Origin of the sequence: Hafnia paralvei ATCC 29927 (assembly GCF_001655005.1) — a bacterium.
Classification (GTDB): Bacteria; Pseudomonadota; Gammaproteobacteria; order Enterobacterales; family Enterobacteriaceae; genus Hafnia; species Hafnia paralvei.
The window spans coordinates 16,533-36,247 of sequence record NZ_LXET01000044.1 but is presented as its reverse complement, the minus strand read 5'-3'; the positions used below and the strand labels follow the sequence as shown (position 1 = coordinate 36,247).

Here is a 19,715-nt window from a genome sequence, read left to right as displayed (position 1 = left end):
TTGCAGCCCTTCACCGCAGCCATACTTAAAAATGTGCTGTATATATAAGCAGTGATTATCGAGGTAACCCATGGCCTTTCCATCCCCTGCAGCAGACTATGTAGAAAGCCCGATCAGCTTGGATGAGCAGTTCGTCAAGAATCCAGCGTCGACATACTTCATGAAGTGTCCAGATTATTGCCCGAGCGCCGGATTGCTCAAAGATGCGTTACTTGTAATCGATAGCTTGAAGAGACCGGTTCACGGAAGCGTCGTAGTCGCGGAAGTGTGCGGCGAGTTCGTATTGCGCCGACTACTGACGATGCCAGTGCCTTGTTTAGCTAAACTGGAAAATTACGATGACGTGACGTTTACAGATGAAGAAACGGGATTTGAGATATTTGGCGTTGTGACATATGTCGTCAATGACATGTCGATGAGCGAGTTTGATGATAACCCGTGTATTTGATGGGAGAGAGGAGGGGAATTATCTGTGTCGTTTATGTGTCGTGACTACACGATGCGATGGATAGTTTATATGGTGAGATATACAGGTATGACACAGTGTGAATTTGGTTATCACCTGTTAAAACAATGAGTTATGAGTGGTTTTAGCCACTCTTAATCAATTGGTCGGCGGTTCGAACCCGCCACGACCCACCAACAAAACCTTTCAATATCAATAATCTAAATCATTTTCTTCGATAGCTCCCCTTAGTTTAAAATCAATAATGGCGACAAAGTAATGACAGTGGATATTTTCCTGACATGCTCAAATAGATAAAAATAAGAAAACAGAAAGACGCTTAAAGGATCAATAATCTAAGAAGATATTAGATGCTTATAAATAGCAAGCTGGCTGAGTTTAAATTGCAGTCTCAGCTAATTGGATTTTCTCACTTACTACATTAACGCAACCCGAATTATTTGAGATATAAGTTAGTGCCTTGAAGAAATCTGGTTGTTGATCCTTGATATAATGTGCCTCAGCGTTTTTTTGAATTCATCCAGATTGATATGATCAATGTCTTTACCTACTACAATCGTCTCTGAAATATCCTGCATGGCAGGCCAGCGTGTTTTATAATCGGCATAAACAGTAATAGCCGGCGTATTATATGCACTAGCCATATGTAATATGGATGTGTCTGGCGTTATTGCTAGAAACGCATCCTTGATCACGGCAGCAGAACGCATTAATGATGGAGATAAAGAGAGATGATAAACACCCTCAAATGATTCAGTCAATTTAACTGCATTATCAACCCCCTTAGGTCCATGAACGATGACAATCGGTATATCGGTCTCATTTTTGATTAGCGATATTAGTTTTTTGGCAATAGGGAGTGAAAAAGTGCGCTCTTGCACACTTCCCTCTAAATTAATTGCAATATAATCCTCTAACGAACGGGTTTCATTGCGCACTTCAATTAACACCTCTTCATTAAGCGGAAATTCGAACATTGGTCTAACGGCAGGAAAACCCGCGTCTCTCATCAATGTTGACCAAGTCATCGTCACTGGCGCACGAAGTTCCTGATCCATTCTTGAGGCGGTTTTACATATTGGGGAATAACATTTCATCGTTAAGCCCACTACCTGAAAATTAGTCTTCGCCCTCAGTTTGCTGATGAATAACATTGTCTTTCGGTTTTTCTTGCGCATTGCCTCAATACAGATATCTGGGGTGCCATATTGCACTTTTATGTTTTTTGCTACTTCTTGTATTTCATCTTTACTGGCATGGTCCTGCATTGTCATACTTATTATTGTCAATTTCGTATGACCCAAATTAAGGGCTTCAAATACAGGTTTATTTATCGTAGATGATACAATTAACAAATGCTTTATTTGATGTAACTCCAGCGATCGTATGATGGGATAAATGGCCATCGCATCCCCAATTTGATCTGGAATATGAATTACAACAAACTCTATCGCAGAGTTATCAATATCTATAGACTCATAATCATAGCGATAAAATATAATATGTCTCAATATTGATGTTAATGACATTTGCAAAACCACACCTGACAGCAGAGTTAAAAGGCTAGATAGTTTATCAGGTTTATAGGTAAGTCACTCAGTATATCTGCTGATACTATCGCTCTGCATATCATCCCGTGTGCGTTTCTCTTATATTAGATAGCTAAACTATTCATTTCCCATTTGCATTTATATTTTCTCATAAATAAAAATTATGTGTTTTGTTATATGTACTGAGATATATCATCGGCATATTTTAATCTGCATCTTTTGGGGCTCTCATTCATCCGAATTATATACTCGGGGAGATGCACCGACACTGATTTACTTGTCATCTTGATACTGCGTGACTTGTTTTTGGTATGAAATTTTGGGAGGAGCTGAACGGCAATGAATAGAGAGAACAACGTACGTTGAGTGTTACTCCCACAAGCTAAGCCTAGTTTATATAATTACGCAATGTCAGTGCATAACAAAGCGGCTAAGGACGCTTGATTAAGGTAGGGCAGTATAAGAGTTGGCTTGCACATCAACGCAAGCCAAACCTAAAGCAGATTATTGACGGTAAGCGTGCTTAATCTGGCAAATAGCATGTTTGAAAGACTCTGACTGAGAGGCATCTTCGAGTTGAGCCGCAAATTTTTCCATGTTGATAATAACTTTACCCGCATCGGCTTGACCCATAGCTTTCAGCATGAATGTCAAAGTGGCTTTTAAGCACGCGACTTCGTTGGCCAGAGTTTCGATAGTGGATTCGGTTGAGAAATCTACGTTGCTCATATTTTACCTTTAGTGGTGTGTTTTTGTCCGAGATGCTTCTAAATCAATCACGTACAAATGTCTATACGGATAGCCATTGAGTGACGGAATTTTCAAGCTGCGAAGTATATCACAGATGTAGGGATTTGAGGATGTGGTTCGACCAAGGTTTTATCAGTGATAATGTTTTTATTCTTTCTCGTATAGATAAAAATTTCCGTTGGCGAATGTTCGCGCAGCGTGGGTAAAATATATTCAATTTGTTATTACCAATAACAAGTTTCATTATGAAATCGATATTTCGTGCTGAGAGTATTCACTTTGTAAGCAAAAAAATTATTAATTTAACGACTTGTTTACGCTCAATTATCTAATTGCTGTATTATTGTTGGGTTGTTTTTATCTGTTTGATTTTAATGTTTATTTTTGTGTTATCGAACGCCTGATAGTCCTTTTTTCTCGTATGAATGTGTCTGTTGGCGATCTCAATATAGTCATTGGTCAATAGGAAATAATAATGTCAGTATTAAGTGATTAAACTATTCATTCTTGGTTCAAAAAACAGTATTATCGTCTTCGTACTGGCAGTAAAAACATGTCATTAGTTCCTTCTTTTGGGAGACTTTTCTTTGATCAGCGTTCTTCTTGTTGATGACCACGAACTGGTGCGCGCAGGGATTCGACGCATTCTTGAAGATATCAAAGGGATCAAAGTTGTTGGCGAAGCACAGTGCGGTGAAGACGCCGTTAAATGGTGCCGCAGTAACAGCGCAGATATCGTATTAATGGACATGAATATGCCGGGTATTGGTGGGCTTGAGGCAACGCGTAAAATATTACGCTATAACCCTGATGTAAAAGTCATCATGCTGACCATTCATACCGAGAACCCACTGCCAGCTAAAGTGATGCAAGCTGGCGCGTTTGGATATTTGAGTAAGGGTGCTGCGCCACAAGAAGTGGTGAACGCCATACGTGCGGTTCATTCAGGGCAGCGTTATATCGCCTCGGATATTGCACAGCAGATGGCACTTAGCCAGCTAACGCCACAAACAGATTCGCCCTTTGCCAGTTTGTCTGAGCGTGAGCTGCAAATTATGTTGATGCTAACCAAAGGTAGTAAGGTTGTTGAGATTTCCGAACAGCTCAATTTGAGTCCGAAGACGGTAAACAGCTACCGTTATCGTATGTTTAGTAAACTCAATATTAGTGGTGACGTTGAATTGACGCACCTAGCGATTCGCCATGGATTGTGCAGTGCAGAGAAGCTGTCAAATAGTGACTGAACGTTTTGAACCTGTAGAATTTTTAAAAACGGTAACTCATCAGCCCGGCGTCTATCGTATGTATGACGCCACTGAAACGGTTATTTATGTCGGTAAGGCTAAAGATCTGAAAAAGCGTCTTTCTAGCTATTTCCGCCAGAATGTGGGGAGTCGCAAGACAGAGACACTGGTCAAAAACATTGCTCAGATCGATGTAACCGTAACCCATACGGAAACAGAGGCATTGCTGCTTGAGCATAACTACATCAAGCTTTATCAGCCACGCTATAACGTTTTACTACGGGATGATAAATCTTACCCTCTCATTTTTCTTAGCGCCGATACTCATCCTCGGTTGTCAATCCATCGCGGCGCGAAACATGCTAAAGGGGAGTATTTTGGTCCATTCCCTAACTCCTACGCGGTGCGCGAAACGCTAGCGCTTTTACAAAAGTTATTTCCTATTCGCCAATGCGAAAATAGCGTTTATCGCAACCGCTCGCGTCCTTGCCTTCAATATCAGATTGGCCGTTGTTTGGGACCTTGCGTTAAAGGTTTGGTCAGCGATGAGGAATATGAGCAGCAGGTAAATTATGTTCGCCTATTCCTTTCTGGTAAGGACAACCAAGTATTGGAGTCTTTGGTTGTGCGTATGGAAGACGCGAGTAAAGCGCTCAAGTTTGAAGAAGCCGCACGTATTCGAGATCAAATTCAGGCAGTACGTAGAGTTACTGAAAAACAATTTGTTTCTGGCAACAGCGACGATCTGGATGTTATTGGCGTTGCGTTCGATTCAGGCATGGCCTGCGTACACGTACTATTTATCCGGCAGGGTAAAATACTAGGAAGCAGAAGCTATTTCCCTAAAGTGCCGAGTGGTACAGAGTTAAGTGAAGTCGTGCAGACTTTTGTGGGGCAGTTCTATTTACAAGGCAGCCAGATTCGTACGCTTCCAGGTGAAATATTGCTCGACTTTACGTTGCCGGAAAAAGATATTCTCTCCGATTCTATTTCTGAGCTTGCGGGTCGCAAGGTCAATATTCAGACTCGGCCACGAGGCGATCGTGCTCGTTACTTGAAATTGGCTAAAACCAATGCGCAAACTGCGTTGAGCACCAAACTTTCTCAGCAATCTACTATTCATCAGCGATTAACGGAGCTCGAGAAAGTCTTGCATCTTTCTGATATCCGCCGGATGGAGTGTTTTGATATCAGTCATACGATGGGAGAGGAGACCGTTGCATCTTGCGTGGTTTTTGATCGTAATGGACCGGTGCGTTCAGAGTATCGCCGCTACAATATCAACGGGATCACGCCTGGGGATGACTATGCTGCAATGAACCAAGTGTTACGCCGCCGATATGGCAAAGCGCTAGAAGAAGACAAAATCCCAGATGTGATTTTTATCGACGGTGGCAAAGGGCAGTTGGGCCAGGCGAAAGAGGTCTTTTCAGAACTGGATGTTCCGTGGGATAAACATCGCCCGCTGTTGCTAGGAATCGCAAAAGGTAGCGATCGTAAAGCAGGGCTGGAAACGTTGTTTTTACAGCCTGAGGGGGAAGGGTTTTCTCTACCTCCTGATTCACCTGCGTTGCACCTTATCCAGCATATTCGTGATGATTCTCATAATCACGCGATCACGGGGCATCGTAAAAAACGAGCCAAGGTGCGTAACACGAGCTCACTTGAAACTATCGAAGGCGTTGGCCCTAAACGCCGCCAGACGCTTTTGAAGTATATGGGGGGGCTGCAACCCTTAATGAATGCAAGCGTGGAAGAAATTGCAAAAGTGCCTGGTATTTCACAGGCTTTGGCAGAAAAGATCCACAATGCATTGAAACACTAAGGGCATTGTAGCAACATACAAACAATATCCACATACGGAAGATAGTTACCTCACGCTATGCGATTAAATATACCGACCTTACTCACTCTATTTCGCGTTATCCTGATCCCATTCTTTGTTGTGGCATTCTACCTTCCGTTTGTCTGGGCACCTCTTGCCTGTGCGCTGATTTTTGTGTTTGCAGCGGTAACGGATTGGTTTGATGGTTTTCTAGCTCGTCGATGGAAGCAAACCACACGTTTTGGGGCATTCCTTGATCCCGTCGCCGACAAAGTCATGGTTGCCACGGCGCTGGTGTTGGTTACTGAGCACTATCATGTTTGGTGGATCACTCTACCTGCTGCAACGATGATTGCCCGTGAAATCATCATTTCAGCGCTGCGTGAGTGGATGGCGGAGATCGGCAAGCGCAGTAGTGTGGCTGTGTCGTGGATTGGTAAGGTGAAAACTTCTGCGCAGATGCTATCGCTGGTTGCGTTACTGTGGCGCCCAGATGGCTATGTTATCGTCGCTGGCGTCATTGCGCTCTATATTGCTGCGGTACTGACATTCTGGTCCATGTTCCAATATTTGAACGCTGCACGGAATGATTTGCTCGAACCGTGATCGAAATGCGTTAAAAATCAGCAAACAGTCGTTATGAGATAAAAATGATGTTGACGCAGTTCGTGAGATAAGTAGAATGCATCGCATCAGACGGCAACGATGAAAAGCCAGAAGATACAAGTAGCTAAGTTAGTGACGTTAACTGACTTAAATACTCAGCGGGAATAGCTCAGTTGGTAGAGCACGACCTTGCCAAGGTCGGGGTCGCGAGTTCGAGTCTCGTTTCCCGCTCCAAATTTAAAAGCTGGCATGAAAATGCGAGCCTAAGTTAAAAGCTAAAGATTTTGGCGCGTTAACAAAGCGGTTATGTAGCGGATTGCAAATCCGTCTAGTCCGGTTCGACTCCGGAACGCGCCTCCAAATTTCCTTAGCCCGGGTGGTGGAATCGGTAGACACAAGGGATTTAAAATCCCTCGGCTGTAAGGCTGTACGAGTTCAAGTCTCGTCCCGGGTACCAAGGAAATTTACTAGAATAATCAAAGCAATAAAGCAGTGTCGTGACCGCCGAGAGGCGGTTTTTTTGTGCCTGTTTTTCCCTTCAGAATTCACTTTCATAATATTATTGATCCCCCACAGCAGGAACTATCGCAATCTTCCTATCATATCTTGCCGTTTGCGATGCATTTTTGTGCCCTGATATAGCCTGCTCCTGATGGCTGGTGGACTACGAATATGCTGTTTACTCCCGAATTTAGAACTGCGTAAAGTAGTAACGAAGTAATCTCCAAGGTATCAAGGTTAGTGAATGATATCTGGCAGATATAGGATTTTTGTAATGTAGCTTTAGGGGCCTTAGCGTTACTATATACTGAATATTAGCCAGTGAATCTGGTGAGGAATATGTGGCTAGCTACTACTCTGGAGGGGAATTTTGGTCAATAAATTACTGGTTGTTATCGCCCTATCATTAGGGGCTCTTTCTGCGAATGTGATGGCTAATACAACGAAAAGTAGTCCACGCTCTCCTGTCGATGGGGTTGTTTGTGATGTGTATTTTTGTGCTAATGATAAAGGTGTATCTGCAGAACTGACTACTCGGTACTTAGGCAAGAAGAAGGGGAAGCGGCTAACAGCTCAAGGTAATTTCGATCATTCTGCTTTCACTTTTTCTAATGGTGTCTTTTGTGATAGTACAGAGAGACTATGCCGAAAAGATCGCTATTTTGGTGTAGATGGTAAACGTAGTGGCAAGGTAGATGAGCATTATACTGAGCTCTTGTACGGGCATAAGCCATAACAAAACCATCAGGGAGGATAGGGCGTAACACTATGGTTCGTTGCACTTAGTGTTTTTGTTCACCTCCCTATATCTTTTCAGTATTCAGTACCATTATCTCTAGTTTAGCTAATCTATATTCGTATTAACTTACCGCCGAGAAAACTCATGGAGCTGCTACTGAACGAAGCTGAATATGATTTATGGGGCAGAGCCACATGTTTTGCAAATGATGACCTTACTGATGAAGCTGATATTGCTGATTATGTGTTCAATAATCGACCCAAAAGCTATCCCTGTGTCGGGTATTTAGAAGCAGTTCAGAATCCTCTCCACTCATTCAACATTCGGTTTATCTATCCGCAGCAGATAACTGAGTGGGCTCAGCAATTTTCGTTGTAAGCATTTAAGAATCTTCATATGCTCCCTATGAGGGGCCTTTTTCATATCTACTGCCGAATTAACCCTACCGCGCTGGTGGCTTTGTCGTTATTAGGGGCTTACTCAGCAGGCTACTGTGATACTGATAAATCTTGGCAGTTGAAATGGACGCCGTGTGATAAAGAGGATTCTGAAGCTATAGTTCAGCGACAGGAAGACGAAGGTAACAAACGGCTTAAGGCTGATGCTATTGATGCGCAGCGTCCTGCTGTGAGGTTGCGGGAACAGCTCGCACAGTTCAGGCAGCAATTTGCAGATAGTGAAACCGGCAAACTTTCCAGTGCTGTCAGCTCAAGCGCGGCAAAGTTCCAAACCATCATATTGCTTACCCAGTTGCTCAGCGAATCAAACGAAGCAGCAAGAGAGTATGCAAAAGAGGCTGACCGCGCTTATAGCGCCGGATAAACTTGTGAACGAACATATGAGTCGGTAGCAGTATCAAAATCTAAGCGTTAATATAAAAAGAGGTTTTATACCTATGTGAGCTTACGTTCACTAACAACTCATCAAAGAATGATGTAAATGAATAAAAACCAGAGTTTATTATGTTATTGGCTTGTTCTAGTTCTTCATTAGTCAAAACTAATGTGTCGATAAGTTCATCTTGGCTACCTATTGTATGCCCACTTTCATGTGAAAGATGTAAACTTCCACAATATTTGAGTTTTACATCAGAATCTGCCGTAATAGCTGTTAGAACCTCAAATGTTTTATTTCCGGTAGCCTCCATAACTTCAATAGCAACTAAGCGTAACTGGGCTGGTTGGTTAACAACTAATTGTATAAGGCTATAGCTCAACATACGACTTCTGTGCAGCTTTTCAGACCAGAGTTTTTTGAGGAGGTCAGACAGGAGCATATTTTTATCATTTCCAGTTTCTGTCAGATCATTAATAAACCACGGCCAATGATTTGAATCTTCTTTGGCGTGTGTATTTACTGCTAATTCTAGATCATTCATTGGGGTTTCGAATGGAAGAACGTATTTATTTATATCACTAAATGTCATAACGAAATGTGAAATATAAGGTAGAAAGGAAAGCCTTTCATTCAAGGGAACAGACGAGTCTTTAAGATAGTAAAAAAAAGGATGATTTCCAAAAGCATCCTTTTTTTCGTCAATTAAAGTAGATAACTTTTGCATGCGATACACCATATTAAATTGTTTTCATATTAATACTTATTGAAGTATAGATTGTGTTTTCTCGTTATGTGATCTTATTTTTTATAAAATCAATGCATTAAATTTTCTCATAGCCCACTGTTGATGGTGTTTTCTATTGGGGATCTATGCCAAAACTAATACCAAGAGCCAGCCGTAAGCACGGCTGTCGCAATACGACCACAGACCGATGCATGAACACCGCAATACTGGCTGGGAGAACTATCAGCAGGGCAAGAGCCGCCACTGACTTTGTCCGTGTTGACAGGGGCTGGCATTTTCGACGGCTCACTATTGTTAGTGGATTCGAGTATCAGACCCCAGCATAACGACATTATCATTGCGTGCCTTGGTGGTGAGTTCACCGTAAAACGTTATGTCACTCACCCAAGAACTATGCTTTTAGCAGAGAACCCTGCTTATCCACCTATAGAGCTTTATGAAGGGGAGGAGCTGGAGACGTTTGGTGTGGTTAAGTTTGTGATTAATGAGGCGCGGTGATGTTTGCCCTTGTTGATGTGAACAGCTTCTATGCCAGCTGTGAGGCGGCGTTTCGCCCCGATCTGAATGGTAAGCCAATAGTGGTGCTTTCAAATAATGATGGCTGTGTGATTGCTCGTTCTGCCGAGGCGAAAAGACTTGGGATAAAAATGGGTGAGCCGTACTTTAAGCAAAAACAATTATTTGAGCAGTATGGTGTGCATGTTTTTAGCAGCAACTATTCCCTTTATGGGGATATGAGCCAGAGAGTGATGCAATTGCTTGATGCGATGGCACCACGTGTTGAAGTGTATTCGATTGATGAGGCGTTCATGGATCTCCATGGTGTGAGCCATTGCCGTAGCCTCGAAGAGTTTGGGCGTGAAGTCCGTGAAATAATTAAGTTGAGTACGCACCTTACAGTTGGGGTGGGCATTGCCCCGACGAAAACTCTAGCTAAGCTTGCTAATCATGCGGCGAAACAGTGGCCTAAAACAGGCGGCGTTGTTGATTTATCAAATGAGTTAAGGCAGCGCAAGTTAATGGCAATAATGCCAGTAGAAGAGGTGTGGGGTGTTGGCAGGAGGTTATCCAAATCCCTAAGATCTACTGGAATTGATACGGTACTGAAGCTGGCTGATATGGAGCTGGCCTATGTGCGTAGAAACTACACTGTTGTGCTTGAAAGAACTGTGCGGGAGCTGCGTGGCGAGTCATGTCTCGATATCGAAGAAGTCGCTCCAATCAAACAGCAAATTGTTTGCAGTCGGAGTTTTGGTGAACGCATCACTGAGTATCAGGATATGAAAGAGGCTATCTGTAGCTATGCAGAACGTGCCGCGGAGAAGCTACGAGGTGAGCGCCAATTCTGTAAGCACGTCAGCACTTTCATCAAAACATCTCCATTCGCTGAGCGTGAGTTGTATTACAGTAATTTAGCATCCTCACGGCTAGAAATACCCACGAATGACACTCGAGATATCATCAAACACGCATTGTCATGTTTAGATAAAATTTGGCAGCCGGGTAATCGGTATCAAAAGGCGGGGATCATGCTTGATGACTTTTACGATAAAGGCGTATCTCAGCTTAATCTGTTTGATGAGTTGGGACCAAAGCCAAACAGTGAGGCGCTGATGAAGGTCCTTGATGAGATAAACAATAAGGGAAGGGGAAAGATTTGGTTTGCAGGGCAAGGGATCATGAAGGGCTGGCAGATGAAGCGAAACATGCTTTCGCCAGCCTATACCACGCGGTTTTCAGAGATACCAACAGCGTTTGCTAAGTAAATACTTTGTTCTGTATCAGGATACAGAAAGGGTTTAGTCTGCTAAGAGCCGAAGAGCTGGCGTAACTTGCACTCGGCGACTATTTTAGTCAGATTACTAGGTTTGATATATCGACCTGACTTGTGGCTATTCGATAGATAGGTCACAGAATAATATGGAAAACTGTAGATTGGGAGATAGGAAAATTAATAAAAATCAACATGATCCAAGAAAACTAATCTACACTAAGCAAGGCGAAAAATGGCTGAGTCAATTCGATGCATTAGACCAGGAAACTGCGAAGCTTCTGCTTAACTCACTGACTCTTGTCTCTCATACTGAATTTCGTCGGAATCTTGAAGCCCTTATTTTGGATGTTTCAACAAAGGTAGCGGGTCCAGTCGCACTTTATGCCGTAAGGGAGCTAAAAAAAGAATCCACTAAATGCCAATTGTTCAGCAATCATGTAGTGCCATTTTTTGATCAAGTAACTAAAAGTAATAATGGGAAAAATGTAAACTCGATAGGTATTTCATCAGATCAAGGTAGCGAAGCAATTGTCGCTCAAATAATTAGACAACTTTCCAAAGCCAATCCGGAAAAAATTCTAAACCACCCTTCTAAAGAAGAACTTCGAGTTCAAAGATGTGACTCGTTGATATTTATTGATGACTATATTGGCTCTGGGAAAAGAGTCTCTGATTTTATTGACGCATTCTGGAGAGACAGAACCATAGCCTCTTGGTTATCCTCAAAACACATTAAGATTCAGGTTGTAGCCTATTCTGCAACGGCGAGAGGGCTCAGGCACCTAGAGTTTTTGAAAGCATCCCCAGAATTGATCATCTACCGAGACTCAGCAACATTTACAACCCTCCCAATTAAGCTGGAAAAAAAAGACGCACTGCTGAGGCTTTGTGAGAAATATGGTCGTAAAGCACTGAAAGGAAGAAAACACTTTTGGTGGGGTTATCAAAAAAGTATGTCTTCGCTTGTTTTTGAGCATGGATGCCCCAACAATACACCAGCCATATTATGGGATCCCGATGACAAAAATGGGAAGTGGGTTGGTATATTTCCAAATAGGACCGTGGATACATCAACGGCTTCGGTTTTTCCACCTGAAATCGTGTGTGGGAATACCATACAAACCCTCCATGATGTTGGTCAGACACGATTGGCGATGTCAGGTGCACTAATGAGACGGGGGGCAGTTGGAGCACTCATTCTCATGGTTCTAGGCTTGATCGCAAAAGGCCAACGTAAGCGTTCAACTATCTGCTATGCAACAGGATTAAACTCAAAGGACTGTGAATTACTTCTTTCGAAATGTATTAAGTGGAAATTCCTTACACCTGAACGAAGGATTACTCCTCAGGGGCTATCGGAGCTATCTGCGGCAAAGCAGACATCCTTTTCACCAAAAGGATATCTTGCCGTTGGTTCCGACTACTACTATCCTAGACAACTGAGAGAGACTACGTATGACTAGTGCTAACGAGCAATGCAAAGTCACCCCTTTGGGGATGATAGAGGGTTGCTACACCACTTTACAGTGGGTGTTGGGGTATGGATTTCCTGAACCTCACGAAAAAGCCCACGCTAGGCTGGAGACGACGCACTCTGCCTCCGCCAGCGTAAGTCTTGGGTTACCAGAGCGCGCCGTCGCCTGCGGCGACGCATCGGAGTAGTTATATGTGGTCCTCTCAATCCTACAAAAAACAGGGACTAGCCAACGGGCTCTCAGAACCCTTGCTCAATAATGCCATCGCCCAGAGCGAGCCTCTTATTTACTCGGAATACACTCTCCCCTCCATTTTAAGTCTCAAACACTTGGCCAAACGCACTAGCGTTGAATATGAGTGGCTTCGCAGTTTTGTGATCCGGGCCGCAATAAATGGGGTTGAGAATTTTGAAATTTATAAGAAGTTTTCTATTCGTAAACGATCTGGTGGGCGCCGTTTTATTCATGTTCCATCCCCAAAGTTGATGCACACTCAGCGTTGGATCAGCGAACATATTCTCAAAGACCTGCCTGTTCATCCCGCAAGTCATGCTTTCAGAAAGGGGAACTCAATTAAGAAGTGTGCTTTGCGACATTGCGGAGCTAAGTGGCTAATTAAGATTGATATTGCAGATTTCTTCAGTTCAGTGTCTGAGATTCAAGTCTACCGTATCTTTAGATCCTTAAACTATCAACCATTAGTAGCCTTTGAACTTGCGCGTCTGTGCACGGTTGGCGCACCCAGTTTAAGCCCTAGGGCCAAGTTTCCGCACTGGAGGACAAAGGAGTCCAATGAGGCTATCCCATTATATAATCAGACTGTGCTCGGTTATTTACCACAGGGAGCCCCCACTAGCCCATTCCTTGCGAATCTCGTCATGAAAAACTGCGACAATTCCTTGAATTCTTTGGCTCAAAAGAATGGCTTAGTTTATACGCGCTATAGTGATGACCTGAGTTTCTCTACAAGAGACAAAGATTTTGGACGTTCTCGGGCTAAGCATTTTGTTTTTGAGGCTTACAAAATCATTTCGCAGTCTGGCTTCCGACCACAATTCAGAAAAACTACAATTGTTCCTCCTGGTGGTAAAAAGATTATATTAGGCCTGAATGTAGAATCAGAATTTCCAAGGCTGGCGAAGAGCACAAGAGACACCATTCGGCAGCATCTCTACTTTTTGGAAAAAGTAGGGCCTGTGCAACATGCCTTCAACAGAAAATTCGACTCTGTATGGGGGCTGAAGTCACACGTCCGCGGGCTAATTGACTACGCAAAGATGATTGAACCCGACTTTGCTGAGGTGTGTCTTGAAAAGTTCCAATCTATTGAATGGCCAGTATAAGTGGCAGATTAGCTTATGAAATACTGCCACAAAATTATCTCTGACAAAGGGCTGTTGCAGCAGCCCTATTAACAACTCATACCGATCTACTTCCCAGTTATCAATGAGCCGCGATGTGAATAACGTCCGCCCTGAGCGAGAAGTGGACATCTAGTTAACTGGCTTAATCAGGATAAACAATCGCTATCTTAGGCACTTTCATCAAACCTGAAATCTTACCAGCCTCATAACTATCTTCTGATTAGGTAAGTCAACTGTAGTCAGCTCAGCCACTCAAGTGGCTATTTCTTATCGTGATGCATTCAGAAAAATTAGGTCAGTAATCACTAGGTGAGTAACATCAAGCTCTGTTAGCTCAGGTATAGCGGTTACGCCAGAGTTTTCTTTCATGCAAGTTCAAACCATCGAATTTAAGGGAGGGGGCTTTAGTAGAATTTCTTCGTAATAACGGGAAGGGATGATCCCTAACCCGTTGTTTTTACAGTAGTGGCTGGTGGCATAATATTACGAAATTCAACGCTATCTATATGATAAAAATATGAAGAAGGCATGATTTAAAATTCCTCGGCTGTAAGGCTGTACGAGTTCAAACCTTGTCCCGTGTACCAAGGAAATTTACTAGAATAATCAAAGCAATAAAGCAGTGTCGCGACTGCCGAGAGGCGGTTTTTGAATCTAAAAGCCGCCTTTTTGCAGTGTGCACTTGGGACTCAAATCTTTTTGTTTGGCATCATTCTCAACAATGTATTGTCTTTTTGTACGTAGTGATGAAATAACGCAGCCGCTGCATGCAGCGCTATTAAAAAGTAGCCGATATTAGCAAGGGTTTCATGGAGGTTTTTGATCGTGGCCTTCACTCCACTGTTAGGTGTGACAAAGGGGGAGATGGTGAAACCAAAGAAATCCCATGATTTGCCACCATAGGCCATCAGAGCAATGCCGAGAATGGGTAAAGCAAGGAAGGTTGCATAGAGCGCAATATGCATAAGCTTAGCAGCGGTCATTTGCCAACGAGGAGGTTGTGGAACGATACGCGGATCTTTGTATTTCTGCTTCAGACCCAAGCGTAAGAACATAAGCAGCCATACCAATACACCTACATTGTAGTGCGTGGCTCTCATTGCAAGATACGCACTTGAATCTTTGGGAAACCAACCACGTAGCTCCATAGCAGCATAAGTCACAGCAAGTAAGACTAGAGTGAGCCAGTGCAGTTGTATTTGTAGCTTGCTGAATTTTGTCATTGTTGTGCCTTTTAAGCTATAAAAGTTAAAGTTTATGAACTAAAGCTTAACAAAGCCTTAAATAGCTAGTGGTTATTTTTGTCAAAAATGATCAAATAGATATACCGTCAGACCAATTTATTTCAGTTCGCGTAGAGATGCCGAAGGATTCGATCTGGGATCTGGATGCAAAAGCAGCGTAAAAGAGAATGAGACAAGAATAAATTACAGAATAGCGGTTTGGTTTACGCCGGTCCGTGTGCAAGAGACCGGCTAATATGCTGATTGACAACTAAGCGGCAATTTCTTTTTTGCTATATTGATAAGGAGTGACACCATAATATTTTCTGAAGACATGTATAAAGTAGGATAGGTGGCTGTAGCCACATTGGCTAGCTAACTGGTAAGTCACTAAATGGTTGTGTGTTTGCAAGAGTTTTGCAGCATATTGCATTCTACACTGTGTGATAATATCTCGGTACGTTGAACCTTCAGTTTTTAGATTCTTTTTGAGAGAACTAGTGCTCATACATAAAATGTTAGCAACAGACTCAAGTGACCAATTGTGACCTATATCTCTTGTGATGATCTCTTTTACTTTAAATGTCAGGCTGGGATTTGTATTCCTCATTAGGAATGAAATGAAGTCTTTACTGTTTTCAAAATACGATAAAACGAGGAGGGAAAGCATTCGCGCATGGCTGCTTTCATTTTTCGTCGGGTTTTTTATCGAATTATACTTAACAGCTAGATTGAATATTTCTGTATCCATACATTTGGTTTGAAATACGTCAGTATCACAATGGCAATTACAATTAATATATGACAGTTTATAATCAATTGAAGATAAAAAGTCACGGATAATGTATGATGGAATATGTATATGATGAACTGAAGATAAACTATTGTGGTCAATATTATGACAGGTTATTATTTGGTGGTTTTGGTTAATATTTATTTCATTTGATTTGCTAATAGATAATATAGTTTTGTGCGTGAAGAGAGTCACTGTGAGAAAATTATTGCACTCAGTGTTCATACTAACTCCTTAACAGTAAGGAAGATAATCATTGCCGTATAGTTTTTAATCTTTTAGGTATAGAACATTCTTGGGAAAAGGCAATAAATAACGCTTGAAACTATTTGCATGTTATTTAGCGCGCTATGAGATGGTTGCTAGAAAAAGGCTAAGTAACAAAATCATCGACTGATGATTAAATAATTAACTAGTTAATTATACTAATAAAAATCAAGCTAATTTTCTTGCTACGGCCGGAAAGAATAGGGCGCTAATTATATCAGAACACTATTCATGTGATAATGTATGTCATTATCATTAATACGATAATGCCACTGATTGAAAGGTTCTTAGGGTGTGAGGGGGATATTTTACAACGCACCTAGAGTAAATCTAGTTTATGCTAAAATATCGACTTACCCAATTTTACTTCATGAGCCCATAGTTTTTTATATGACCATTTATCATTTGATCTACCAAGACTGAATATACATTCCTTGCTTTTGGTTTGGCACAATGTCCGCGCGTCACTAATGTTACATGATAGTAAAAGGCTTCCAGGGCTAAATTCTTTTATATTAGTGTCAACACCACCATTATGGTCATCAAAGTAAATCCAATCACTACACTCGGCTTTATAAACTAAATCATATGCACAAGGAGTATCATTAAACATCAATACGCTGCCAAAAATCATGGGTCTGATGGCTTCAATGAAATCAGCAAGTTCTTTTACACAATTGTCCTTATACTTATCTTTCCAGCGTATATTCATTAATTTTAGGTAAATTTTGCTAAGTTCATCGCTACTGAAATCGGTCACAGGGGCTATTGAACCACCATTGGCAAGAAATCTCCTCATTTCGGCCTGTCTTTTTTTCTGTGTTTTTTTGGAGAAACTCTCTTTTACGATGCAAATAGATCTGCGATTTAATATCCCGTACGTTAAATTAAAAAATTGTTTTTTGTGCTTAAAGGATAATTCTTTAGACTTTGCAGGGAGGTAACGACCGCCTTTTTGAGGGCATATTGGAAGTATTATGTTTTCAAAAATAATTGGGATTTTTTTGTAAGGATGGCTAAGATTGCCATGGTTATCAGTAAAGATTGCGCCAACAATTTCGCCATTGATTTCTTTATGGTAAAACCGGATTTTACTCGGGGATTTCTCCTCCAAGAGTTTTAGCACTGATGGATGATTACAAGCACTACCACCAAATTTTTGATATGCCTGACAATAAATCTCATAATTTGATGCTTTCCATCCTAATAATTTTGCTGATAACATTTCTCTTGCCAAGTTTACGAATTTTTAATTTGGCATATTCTACAAGTCCATGTTTAAACAGTTATTAAATTAACGCATATTATAACTTATAGTGTCCTTTGCTCTCCGCTAACGTTCAACTCCATAGGCACATCAGTCTTGTAACCATTAGGTTTTTTCTTTCAAGGTAGTTTGCATAATTGAATTCAGAGAAAGAAATTTAAGTGAGGTTTCTTTGTAATAACTGGAAAGATGATGTTTAACCCATTGTTTATAAAATATGAGTTAGTCGAGTGTTATTATGAGGGTGGTAATTATCCATATGAAAATTATAAAAAACCACACTTTCCCTGACAGCCAGATCGCTAGAACCTGACCACATCCTCGTCCTCCGCCAGTGATAAAGTCGTTTTCGCTCTTAGCATCATTCAGGCTGCTGTAGAGGGCGGGTTTGACAATTAATCTTTTGATGGAAGGGAGTACCAACAACCCCTCATCATTTTCGATGAGGGATACGGGAAGCCAGCGTGCTTGGTTTTTTTATTTTCTTTTCTCATTCAGTCTGTTTCTAGCTTTTTACTTGGGCGTTTTGAGCTTTAGCTCATCGGGTAAAAAATAATTGCCGCAGAAAGTACAAATCAGCGTCGTATTCTTACGGAGTTTTAAGGCGCTTTGCTCCGAAGAATGTGAGCACTTAGGGCAAATCACTTGTACTGAACGATTGCTATAGAGCTTCAAGCTATCAAGGTAGGACATACGATTTTCTCGGCGTGTATAGGGTAAATCACCATACACTGTATATCTGTGAATAGCTTTAAATTGATTGTTTATTAATCATATTCATTATCGTATCAAATAATACAGACGCTTTAGTATAATTAAATGTGATAAATTAAGCCTTTCGGCGCCTGTCGTACTTCGACAGTATGCCGAGTTCAATCAAAGCAACGATTGACATAATTTGTGAATACTTTAGATGAGTGCGCAAACAGCGTGATCGGTAAAGTTTTGCTCTGAAAACACCAGACACGAAGCGGCTTTTGTATATGAACATTAGAGAAATTATCACATTAGGTTTTATGACATTTGCGTTGTTTGTTGGCGCAGGGAATATTATTTTCCCACCTTTTATTGGTCTTAGAGCTGGGGAGAACTTGTGGTATGCGGCTGCGGGATTTTTGATCACCGGCGTTGGTCTGCCTGTTCTCGCGCTTATCGCGATGGCGCGCAAAAATGGCTCGTTAGTTGAATTAACGAAACCCGCAGGAAAATATTTCGGCCTGTTATTATCGCTTATTTGCTATCTTGCACTAGGACCTTTATTTGGTACGCCGCGTACGGCAACGGTTTCCTATGAAATTGGTATTAATCCGCTTTTTTCTGGGCAGGTGCCCTTGAGCATATTTAGCCTAGTGTTCTTCATCGCGGTGATAATCTGTTCGCTTAATCCACTAAAACTCATTGATATTGTTGGGAAGTTTTTGTCCCCGCTTAAAATAGTTTCGCTGGGGCTTCTGGGGTTATATGCTTTTTGGCGACCAGCGGGAAATGAGCTTTCTACTTTCCCTGAATATGTAGAAACACCATTTTCTAGTGGAATGATCAACGGTTATCTGACGATGGATACGCTCGCCGCGCTGGTATTTAGCATTATTATCGTTAACGCGATTAAATCTCGGGGCGTAGATCGCGCACAGAATATTACTCGTTATATGGTGATTACTGGGCTGATTGCTGCTGTGGGGCTCATTTATGTCTACATCAGCCTTTTCTATCTTGGTGCCTACAGTTTACCGTTAGCGCGCACAGCGACAAATGGTGCTGATGTCTTGCATGCCTATATCGTCAACGGTTTTGGCTTTAAAGGCAGCGTATTTTTAGCCTTTGTCATCACTATCGCCTGTCTGGTGACTGCAATTGGACTGACTAGCGCTTGTGCATCGTATTTTAATCAGATAACCGGAAAGTCCTACAAAATGTTTGTTGTAATTCTGGCAGCGGTATCCATGCTGCTGTCGAATCTTGGGCTGACGGAGATTATCCGTTTTTCTTTACCGGCATTAACATCGGTATACCCTCCGTTTATTGTGCTGGTAATTTACGGCGCGTTAGCCAAAGGTGGCAACAATTCGGTCATGCTCTGTATGCCTGCAACACTGGTGGCTTTTGTGGTGGGTATTATGCAAAGCGTGGTACCTGTGGATGATATCCCTTTGTTGGTACAACATTTACCGTTTTATAAAGAAGGAATGGGGTGGATTGTGCCTACTCTAGTGGTATTTGTACTTAGCGCAATATGTCGTAAAGTGACACCGTCTCAACGAGTGACAAGCTAAACGTTTGTCGAGATAA

21 protein-coding genes, 3 tRNA genes and 1 pseudogene are annotated in these 19,715 nt (G+C 41.9%); 16 read left to right on the top strand and 9 right to left on the bottom strand.

Going from position 1 to position 19,715, the window contains the following annotated elements; all coding sequences use genetic code 11:
* Nucleotides 1-70: 70 nt before the first annotated feature.
* Nucleotides 71-448, top strand: a complete 378-nt coding sequence (locus M988_RS12020) for a HumD family translesion DNA polymerase (protein WP_064574309.1) — start codon at nucleotides 71-73, stop codon at nucleotides 446-448.
* 470 nt (nucleotides 449-918) lie between these two features.
* On the opposite strand, the gene M988_RS12015 is transcribed toward M988_RS12020, so the two are convergent.
* Nucleotides 919-1,995, bottom strand: a complete 1,077-nt coding sequence (locus M988_RS12015) for a glycosyltransferase family 9 protein (protein WP_064574308.1) — start codon at nucleotides 1,993-1,995, stop codon at nucleotides 919-921.
* 525 nt (nucleotides 1,996-2,520) lie between these two features.
* Nucleotides 2,521-2,745, bottom strand: a complete 225-nt coding sequence (locus tag M988_RS12010) for a DUF2594 family protein (RefSeq protein WP_004094789.1) — start codon at nucleotides 2,743-2,745, stop codon at nucleotides 2,521-2,523.
* Nucleotides 2,746-3,353: 608 nt separating this feature from the next.
* Between M988_RS12010 and uvrY the strand changes: the two genes are divergently transcribed.
* From uvrY to M988_RS11980, 6 genes are all read left to right on the top strand, one after another.
* Nucleotides 3,354-4,010 (top strand): UvrY/SirA/GacA family response regulator transcription factor, encoded by a 657-nt coding sequence (gene uvrY / locus M988_RS12005; protein WP_008813142.1) that lies wholly within the window; start codon nucleotides 3,354-3,356, stop codon nucleotides 4,008-4,010.
* Nucleotides 3,970-5,835 (top strand): excinuclease ABC subunit UvrC, encoded by a 1,866-nt coding sequence (uvrC, locus tag M988_RS12000; protein ID WP_208326225.1) that lies wholly within the window; start codon nucleotides 3,970-3,972, stop codon nucleotides 5,833-5,835. Before uvrY ends, uvrC begins: the two co-directional genes overlap by 41 nt.
* A gap of 57 nt (nucleotides 5,836-5,892) precedes the next feature.
* On the top strand, nucleotides 5,893-6,441 hold the full coding sequence (pgsA, locus tag M988_RS11995) for a CDP-diacylglycerol--glycerol-3-phosphate 3-phosphatidyltransferase (protein ID WP_004094793.1): 549 nt from the start codon (nucleotides 5,893-5,895) through the stop codon (nucleotides 6,439-6,441).
* A gap of 158 nt (nucleotides 6,442-6,599) precedes the next feature.
* Nucleotides 6,600-6,675: transfer RNA gene (locus M988_RS11990), tRNA-Gly, on the top strand.
* A gap of 52 nt (nucleotides 6,676-6,727) precedes the next feature.
* Nucleotides 6,728-6,801 (top strand) — tRNA-Cys (locus tag M988_RS11985).
* Between the two features lie 10 nt (nucleotides 6,802-6,811).
* A tRNA-Leu gene (locus M988_RS11980) sits at nucleotides 6,812-6,898 on the top strand.
* A gap of 102 nt (nucleotides 6,899-7,000) precedes the next feature.
* Here the strand turns inward: M988_RS11980 and M988_RS23305 are convergent.
* A pseudogene (locus M988_RS23305) lies at nucleotides 7,001-7,096 on the bottom strand (site-specific integrase); the annotation flags it as partial.
* Nucleotides 7,097-7,312: 216 nt separating this feature from the next.
* On the opposite strand from M988_RS23305, the gene M988_RS11975 reads away from it, so the two are divergent.
* From M988_RS11975 to M988_RS11965, 3 genes are all read left to right on the top strand, one after another.
* The gene (locus M988_RS11975; RefSeq protein ID WP_082919457.1) at nucleotides 7,313-7,678 is read left to right on the top strand and encodes a YcgJ family protein; all 366 of its coding nucleotides are present in this window, start codon (nucleotides 7,313-7,315) and stop codon (nucleotides 7,676-7,678) included.
* A 147-nt stretch (nucleotides 7,679-7,825) separates the two neighbouring features.
* Complete coding sequence (locus M988_RS11970; RefSeq protein ID WP_064574306.1) at nucleotides 7,826-8,059, top strand: hypothetical protein; 234 nt, start codon at nucleotides 7,826-7,828, stop codon at nucleotides 8,057-8,059.
* Nucleotides 8,060-8,077: 18 nt separating this feature from the next.
* Nucleotides 8,078-8,503, top strand: coding sequence for a DUF2514 family protein (locus tag M988_RS11965; protein WP_064574305.1), 426 nt, complete (start codon nucleotides 8,078-8,080; stop codon nucleotides 8,501-8,503).
* Nucleotides 8,504-8,543: 40 nt separating this feature from the next.
* Here M988_RS11965 and M988_RS11960 read toward each other — a convergent pair whose 3' ends face one another.
* Together M988_RS11960 and M988_RS23370 are read right to left on the bottom strand one after the other, a co-directional pair.
* Nucleotides 8,544-9,242, bottom strand: a complete 699-nt coding sequence (locus M988_RS11960) for a hypothetical protein (protein ID WP_064574302.1) — start codon at nucleotides 9,240-9,242, stop codon at nucleotides 8,544-8,546.
* Nucleotides 9,243-9,397: 155 nt separating this feature from the next.
* On the bottom strand, nucleotides 9,398-9,538 hold the full coding sequence (locus tag M988_RS23370) for a hypothetical protein (protein ID WP_156518176.1): 141 nt from the start codon (nucleotides 9,536-9,538) through the stop codon (nucleotides 9,398-9,400).
* Between M988_RS23370 and M988_RS11955 the strand changes: the two genes are divergently transcribed.
* From M988_RS11955 to M988_RS11935, 5 genes are all read left to right on the top strand, one after another.
* A complete protein-coding gene (locus tag M988_RS11955; protein ID WP_341458092.1) occupies nucleotides 9,519-9,761 on the top strand; it encodes a S24 family peptidase in 243 nt (80 codons plus the stop codon). The genes M988_RS23370 and M988_RS11955 overlap by 20 nt on opposite strands.
* Entirely contained in the window at nucleotides 9,761-11,029 is a 1,269-nt protein-coding gene (gene umuC / locus M988_RS11950; protein WP_064574300.1) for a translesion error-prone DNA polymerase V subunit UmuC, read from the top strand. Before M988_RS11955 ends, umuC begins: the two co-directional genes overlap by 1 nt.
* Before the next feature lie 154 nt (nucleotides 11,030-11,183).
* The gene (locus M988_RS11945; RefSeq protein WP_064574298.1) at nucleotides 11,184-12,500 is read left to right on the top strand and encodes a phosphoribosyltransferase-like protein; all 1,317 of its coding nucleotides are present in this window, start codon (nucleotides 11,184-11,186) and stop codon (nucleotides 12,498-12,500) included.
* On the top strand, nucleotides 12,493-12,699 hold the full coding sequence (locus tag M988_RS11940) for a hypothetical protein (RefSeq protein ID WP_064574294.1): 207 nt from the start codon (nucleotides 12,493-12,495) through the stop codon (nucleotides 12,697-12,699). Before M988_RS11945 ends, M988_RS11940 begins: the two co-directional genes overlap by 8 nt.
* Nucleotides 12,700-12,703: 4 nt before the next feature.
* Nucleotides 12,704-13,855 (top strand): reverse transcriptase family protein, encoded by a 1,152-nt coding sequence (locus M988_RS11935; RefSeq protein WP_048797683.1) that lies wholly within the window; start codon nucleotides 12,704-12,706, stop codon nucleotides 13,853-13,855.
* Between the two features lie 710 nt (nucleotides 13,856-14,565).
* Here the strand turns inward: M988_RS11935 and cybB are convergent.
* The 4 genes from cybB to M988_RS23145 form a co-directional block, all read right to left on the bottom strand.
* Complete coding sequence (gene cybB / locus M988_RS11930; protein ID WP_064574293.1) at nucleotides 14,566-15,099, bottom strand: cytochrome b561; 534 nt, start codon at nucleotides 15,097-15,099, stop codon at nucleotides 14,566-14,568.
* A gap of 271 nt (nucleotides 15,100-15,370) precedes the next feature.
* Nucleotides 15,371-15,709 (bottom strand): helix-turn-helix domain-containing protein, encoded by a 339-nt coding sequence (locus tag M988_RS23365; RefSeq protein WP_224452603.1) that lies wholly within the window; start codon nucleotides 15,707-15,709, stop codon nucleotides 15,371-15,373.
* A gap of 790 nt (nucleotides 15,710-16,499) precedes the next feature.
* Nucleotides 16,500-17,384: a GNAT family protein gene (locus M988_RS11920; protein WP_064574290.1), complete on the bottom strand. Its 885-nt coding sequence runs from the start codon at nucleotides 17,382-17,384 to the stop codon at nucleotides 16,500-16,502.
* A gap of 555 nt (nucleotides 17,385-17,939) precedes the next feature.
* Nucleotides 17,940-18,119 (bottom strand): YnfU family zinc-binding protein, encoded by a 180-nt coding sequence (locus tag M988_RS23145; protein WP_071887123.1) that lies wholly within the window; start codon nucleotides 18,117-18,119, stop codon nucleotides 17,940-17,942.
* Between the two features lie 290 nt (nucleotides 18,120-18,409).
* Here M988_RS23145 and brnQ point away from each other — a divergent pair, with 290 nt between their 5' ends.
* Complete coding sequence (gene brnQ, locus M988_RS11915; RefSeq protein ID WP_064574289.1) at nucleotides 18,410-19,699, top strand: branched-chain amino acid transport system II carrier protein; 1,290 nt, start codon at nucleotides 18,410-18,412, stop codon at nucleotides 19,697-19,699.
* Nucleotides 19,700-19,715 lie beyond the last annotated feature (16 nt).

Excerpts from the sequence above, each read along its gene's own strand:
- M988_RS12020 (WP_064574309.1), top strand. The coding sequence starts at position 71 with ATGGCCTTTCCATCCCCTGCAGCAGACTATGTAGAAAGCCCGATCAGC.
- M988_RS12015 (WP_064574308.1), bottom strand. The coding sequence starts at position 1,995 with ATGTCATTAACATCAATATTGAGACATATTATATTTTATCGCTATGAT.
- M988_RS12010 (WP_004094789.1), bottom strand. The coding sequence starts at position 2,745 with ATGAGCAACGTAGATTTCTCAACCGAATCCACTATCGAAACTCTGGCC.
- uvrC (WP_208326225.1), top strand. The coding sequence starts at position 3,970 with ATGGATTGTGCAGTGCAGAGAAGCTGTCAAATAGTGACTGAACGTTTT.
- pgsA (WP_004094793.1), top strand. The coding sequence starts at position 5,893 with ATGCGATTAAATATACCGACCTTACTCACTCTATTTCGCGTTATCCTG.
- M988_RS11970 (WP_064574306.1), top strand. The coding sequence starts at position 7,826 with ATGGAGCTGCTACTGAACGAAGCTGAATATGATTTATGGGGCAGAGCC.
- M988_RS11965 (WP_064574305.1), top strand. The coding sequence starts at position 8,078 with ATGCTCCCTATGAGGGGCCTTTTTCATATCTACTGCCGAATTAACCCT.
- M988_RS11960 (WP_064574302.1), bottom strand. The coding sequence starts at position 9,242 with ATGCAAAAGTTATCTACTTTAATTGACGAAAAAAAGGATGCTTTTGGA.
- M988_RS23370 (WP_156518176.1), bottom strand. The coding sequence starts at position 9,538 with ATGCCAGCCCCTGTCAACACGGACAAAGTCAGTGGCGGCTCTTGCCCT.
- umuC (WP_064574300.1), top strand. The coding sequence starts at position 9,761 with ATGTTTGCCCTTGTTGATGTGAACAGCTTCTATGCCAGCTGTGAGGCG.
- M988_RS11945 (WP_064574298.1), top strand. The coding sequence starts at position 11,184 with ATGGAAAACTGTAGATTGGGAGATAGGAAAATTAATAAAAATCAACAT.
- M988_RS11940 (WP_064574294.1), top strand. The coding sequence starts at position 12,493 with ATGACTAGTGCTAACGAGCAATGCAAAGTCACCCCTTTGGGGATGATA.
- M988_RS11935 (WP_048797683.1), top strand. The coding sequence starts at position 12,704 with ATGTGGTCCTCTCAATCCTACAAAAAACAGGGACTAGCCAACGGGCTC.
- cybB (WP_064574293.1), bottom strand. The coding sequence starts at position 15,099 with ATGACAAAATTCAGCAAGCTACAAATACAACTGCACTGGCTCACTCTA.
- M988_RS23365 (WP_224452603.1), bottom strand. The coding sequence starts at position 15,709 with ATGAGGAATACAAATCCCAGCCTGACATTTAAAGTAAAAGAGATCATC.
- M988_RS11920 (WP_064574290.1), bottom strand. The coding sequence starts at position 17,384 with ATGTTATCAGCAAAATTATTAGGATGGAAAGCATCAAATTATGAGATT.
- M988_RS23145 (WP_071887123.1), bottom strand. The coding sequence starts at position 18,119 with ATGTCCTACCTTGATAGCTTGAAGCTCTATAGCAATCGTTCAGTACAA.
- brnQ (WP_064574289.1), top strand. The coding sequence starts at position 18,410 with ATGAACATTAGAGAAATTATCACATTAGGTTTTATGACATTTGCGTTG.